The organism is Mesorhizobium sp. M1A.F.Ca.IN.020.06.1.1 (genome assembly GCF_004023265.1).
Lineage (GTDB): Bacteria > Pseudomonadota > Alphaproteobacteria > Rhizobiales > Rhizobiaceae > Mesorhizobium.
Map to the genome: position 1 here is coordinate 1 of NZ_RZSR01000555.1, position 4023 is coordinate 4023.

4 protein-coding genes are annotated in these 4023 nt (G+C 64.3%); 3 read left to right on the plus strand and 1 reads right to left on the minus strand.

Annotation, left to right across the window (positions count from 1 at the left end; all coding sequences use genetic code 11):
• The coding region (locus EOA60_RS22120) for a CGNR zinc finger domain-containing protein (RefSeq protein WP_128311890.1) at positions 1-530 on the minus strand (530 nt) is incomplete at its 3' end.
• Between the two features lie 94 nt (positions 531-624).
• On the opposite strand from EOA60_RS22120, the gene EOA60_RS22125 reads away from it, so the two are divergent.
• The 3 genes from EOA60_RS22125 to EOA60_RS22135 all read left to right on the plus strand — a co-directional run.
• Positions 625-1530, plus strand: a complete 906-nt coding sequence (locus EOA60_RS22125; RefSeq protein ID WP_095776991.1) for a branched-chain amino acid ABC transporter permease — start codon at positions 625-627, stop codon at positions 1528-1530.
• Positions 1531-1774: 244 nt separating this feature from the next.
• Complete coding sequence (locus tag EOA60_RS22130) at positions 1775-2380, plus strand: TRAP transporter small permease subunit (RefSeq protein WP_095824355.1); 606 nt, start codon at positions 1775-1777, stop codon at positions 2378-2380.
• The coding region (locus EOA60_RS22135) for a TRAP transporter large permease subunit (protein WP_164899459.1) at positions 2377-4023 on the plus strand (1647 nt) is incomplete at its 3' end. The genes EOA60_RS22130 and EOA60_RS22135, both read left to right, overlap by 4 nt.

Consider the following 4023-nt stretch of genomic DNA (forward strand, 5'->3'; position numbering starts at 1 on the left):
ATGTCGCACCAGAGGCGGCTTGAGTTGCGGCTGCGGTCGACGAAGAGCCAACTGCAGTTCGGACAGATCCTGAGCCTGGGAACGGTGTCGTCGCGCAGCAGCGAAAGCGCCGAGACGGCCAAAGCCGCCTCGAACGCTATCGGCGTCGCCGGATCGCCAAAGGGCCTGCCCGGTGCGCTGATCTCGATGCTGCTGCCGGAGAGGCCGTTGGCGCAGGCGGTCAGGAAATCCGGCAGATGGCCGGCGGCGATCGCGCCTTTCGCTATGGCATGGCGGAACAGGCGGTCCGTCGCCTCGCGTATCGACAGCACGACCGCGGCGATGCCGCCCGGTTCAGGCGCCTCCAGCCGCCGGCCGCCAAGCTCGGCGGCGCGAAAGCCGCTCGCCGCCTCGGCGAAGCGGGCGATCTCGGCCGGATCAGCGAAACGGTCGAAGGTCTTTTCCGGATCGTTGCGCAGGACGACCGTGTTCGCCGTGTCGAGCGCGAGGATGCCGCCGGTGAAGCGGTGCGGGGTCCAGGATACCGTCATGCCGGAAATCTAACCGATAAAACGTATTTGACAAGTTAGATTTCGGATGCAACGCTCCAAACAGGGCCATTTCGCGCGGCCCTAGGGATGCTCCATGCTCTATTTCTATCAGCAGGTGCTGAACGGGCTGCATTCGGGCGCGCTCTATGCGCTGCTCGCCTTCGGCTACGTGCTGACCAACGGCATCCTGCACCGCACCAACCTTGCCTATGGCGCGCTGTTTGCCTTTTGCGGCCACACCATGATCCTGACCGCCGCCTTCGGCTATCAGGCGCTGTGGCTGACGCTGTTTGCCTCGGTCGCGCTAGGTATCGTTGCTGCCCTGCTCTATTCGGTGCTGATCAGCCAGGTGCTGTCGCGCAGCGTGTTCGAGAGGCTGGCGGACCGGTCGCCTAATGCGATCGTGGTGACGACGCTCGGCATCTTGCTGTTCCTGTCGGAAGCAAGCCGCATCGCCGCCGACACCCATGATCTCTGGCTGCCGCCGATGCTCGCCCAGCCCGTCGTCTTCGCGCAGGGTGCCGGCTTCAAGGTGACGCTGACCGTTATCCAGCTCTTGGATTGCGCGGCGGTGATGGCGATGGTGGCGGTGGCCGCGTGGCTGTTTTCGCATTCGCGCTTCGGACGCGCCTGGCGGGCCGTGTCCGACGACCCGAAGGCGGCCGCGATGTGCGGCATCGACGTCACCGCGGTGTTCCGCCGCGCGGTGCTCTATGGCGGCTTCTGCGCGGCTTTTGCCGGCATGCTCGCCGGCATCTATTACGGCAACATCAGCTTCGGCACGGGCCTTGTCTACGGCCTCAAGATCCTGTTCGTGACGGCGGTCGGCGGCTACATGTCGCCGCTCAAGGCTGCTCTCGGTGCCGCGGCCTTCGGCATGGCCGAATCGCTGTGGGCCGGTTATTTCCCGCTCGAATGGCGCGACGGCTGGATATACCTCTTCCTCGTCGCCATGCTGGTGCTGATCGGCGCCGGCCGCGACCAGGCCAAGGTCGCCTGAAACCCATCAGACTTTGGTTGCATGACGCGCCGTGAGGTGACCGGTTTTTACCGTTGCTCGCCGCGTGGATCGCCGGCACGTGCTTTGCCATGTTGACCAACCGGACCACGCACTGCATACCGTTGGGCCAAGCGGCGCGACACCGGAGGGGGACTCGGGCGCGGCGCCAGCACTTTGAGTTAGGCATCGTGCTTCTCGAAAATCGAACGCGATTCTCGGGGCCGGTGCGCGAGGGAGGAAATGCATGGCAGGGCTGCTCGCTCTATCCACGACGATCGACCGCATCAACGAGTTCATCGGCCGCTGGGTCTCGTGGCTGATCCTGCTTGCGATCCTGGTGAGCGCCGGCAACGCCGTCATCCGCAAGATGTTCGACATCTCCTCCAACGCCTGGCTCGAACTGCAGTGGTATCTGTTCGGCGCCGCCTTCATGCTGGCCGCCGCGTATACGCTGAAACAGAACGACCATATCCGCATCGACATCGTCTACGGCATGTTCCCCCGCCGCGTGCAGCACTGGATCGACCTCCTCGGCCATCTCCTCTTCCTGATGCCGTTCGTGGTGCTGATGGTTTTCTACTTCGTGCCTTACGTGTCGCTGTCCTTCCGCAGCGGCGAGATGTCGACCAATGCCGGCGGGCTGATCGTCTGGCCGGCCAAGGCCATCCTGCTCGTCGGCTTCTTCCTGCTGGCCATCCAGGGTGTCTCGGAGATCATCAAGAAGATCGCCATCATGCGCGGCGACATGGAGGATCCCACTCCCTATGTCTCGGCCCACGACCAGGCCAAGCTCGAGGCCGAAGCGCTTGCCGAAGAAGCCAAGGCGCTGTCCGGCGAGGTGCGCTCATGATCGAGTTCATCGCGCAGAACATGGCGCCGATCATGTTCGCCTCGCTGATCATCTTCCTTTTGATCGGCTACCCCGTCGCCTTCTCGCTCGCTGCGAACGGCCTGTTGTTCTTCTTCATCGGCGTGCTCTTGTCGCCCTATTCCGGCGGCTCGATCAACCTCGCCTGGCCGCTGCTGCATGCGCTGCCGGATAATTTCTACGGCACAAGGGTGATGTCGAACGACACGCTGCTGGCCATTCCATTCTTCACTTTCATGGGAATCGTGCTGGAGCGATCCGGCATGGCCGAGGACCTGCTCGACACGGTCGGGCAGCTGTTCGGCCCGATCCGCGGCGGGCTTGCCTATGCGGTGATCTTCGTCGGCGCACTGCTTGCCGCAACGACCGGCGTGGTGGCGGCCTCCGTCATCGCCATGGGGCTGATCTCGCTGCCGATCATGCTGCGCTACGGCTACGACCGGCGCCTCGCCTCGGGCGTTATCGCGGCTTCCGGCACACTGGCCCAGATCATCCCCCCCTCGCTGGTGCTGATTGTGCTGGCCGACCAGCTTGGACGCTCGGTGGGCGACATGTATGCGGGCGCGCTGATCCCCGGCCTCGTTTTGACCGGCATCTACATGCTCTACATCCTGATCATGTCGATCGTCCGGCCGAACTCGATGCCGGCATTGCCGCTCGAGGCCCGCACGCTCGGCCACGGCGTGATTTCGCTGATCGTGGCGCTGCTGGTGACCGGCGCGATTTCCTATGCGGCCTATCGTTACCTCGCGCCGACGCATGGCGACAATGCGGACATCCTTGGCGCCACCGTCGGCGTGATCGTCATCTACATCGTGGCGATCGCCGACCAGCGCCTCCACATCAACATGATGTCCAAGCTGGCACAGCAGGTGGTGATCGTGCTGATCCCGCCGCTGGCGCTGATCTTCCTGGTGCTGGGCACCATCTTCCTCGGCATCGCCACCCCAACCGAGGGCGGCGCCATGGGCGCCGTCGGCGCGCTGATCATGGCGGGCTTCAAGGGGCGACTGACGATGGATGTCATCAAGCAGGCGCTGGCCTCGACGACGCGGCTCTCCGCCTTCGTGCTGTTCATCCTGATCGGCGCGCGCGTCTTCTCGCTCACCTTCTACGGCGTCAACGGCCATATCTGGGTCGAGCATCTCTTGACCTCGCTGCCGGGCGGCGAGACCGGCTTCCTGATCGGCGTCAACGTGCTGGTTTTCGTGCTCGCCTTCTTCCTCGACTTCTTCGAGCTCGCCTTCATCATCGTGCCGTTGCTGGCGCCCGCCGCCGACAAGCTCGGCATCGACCTGATCTGGTTCGGCGTGCTGCTTGGCGTGAACATGCAGACCAGCTTCATGCATCCGCCGTTCGGCTTCGCGCTGTTCTACCTGCGTTCGGTCGCGGCGCGCGTGCCCTATCTCGACCGCATCACCGGCAAGCAGATCGCGCCGGTCACCACCGGCCAGATCTACTGGGGCGCGGTGCCGTTCGTCTGTATCCAGGTGATCATGATCGGGCTTACCATCGCCTTCCCGCAAATGGTAATGCGCTACAAGGGCACCGCGGTCGAGCCGAGCACGATCGACCTCAAGCTGCCGGACATGCCGGGACTTGCGCCGCTCGGCACGCCGCCGGGC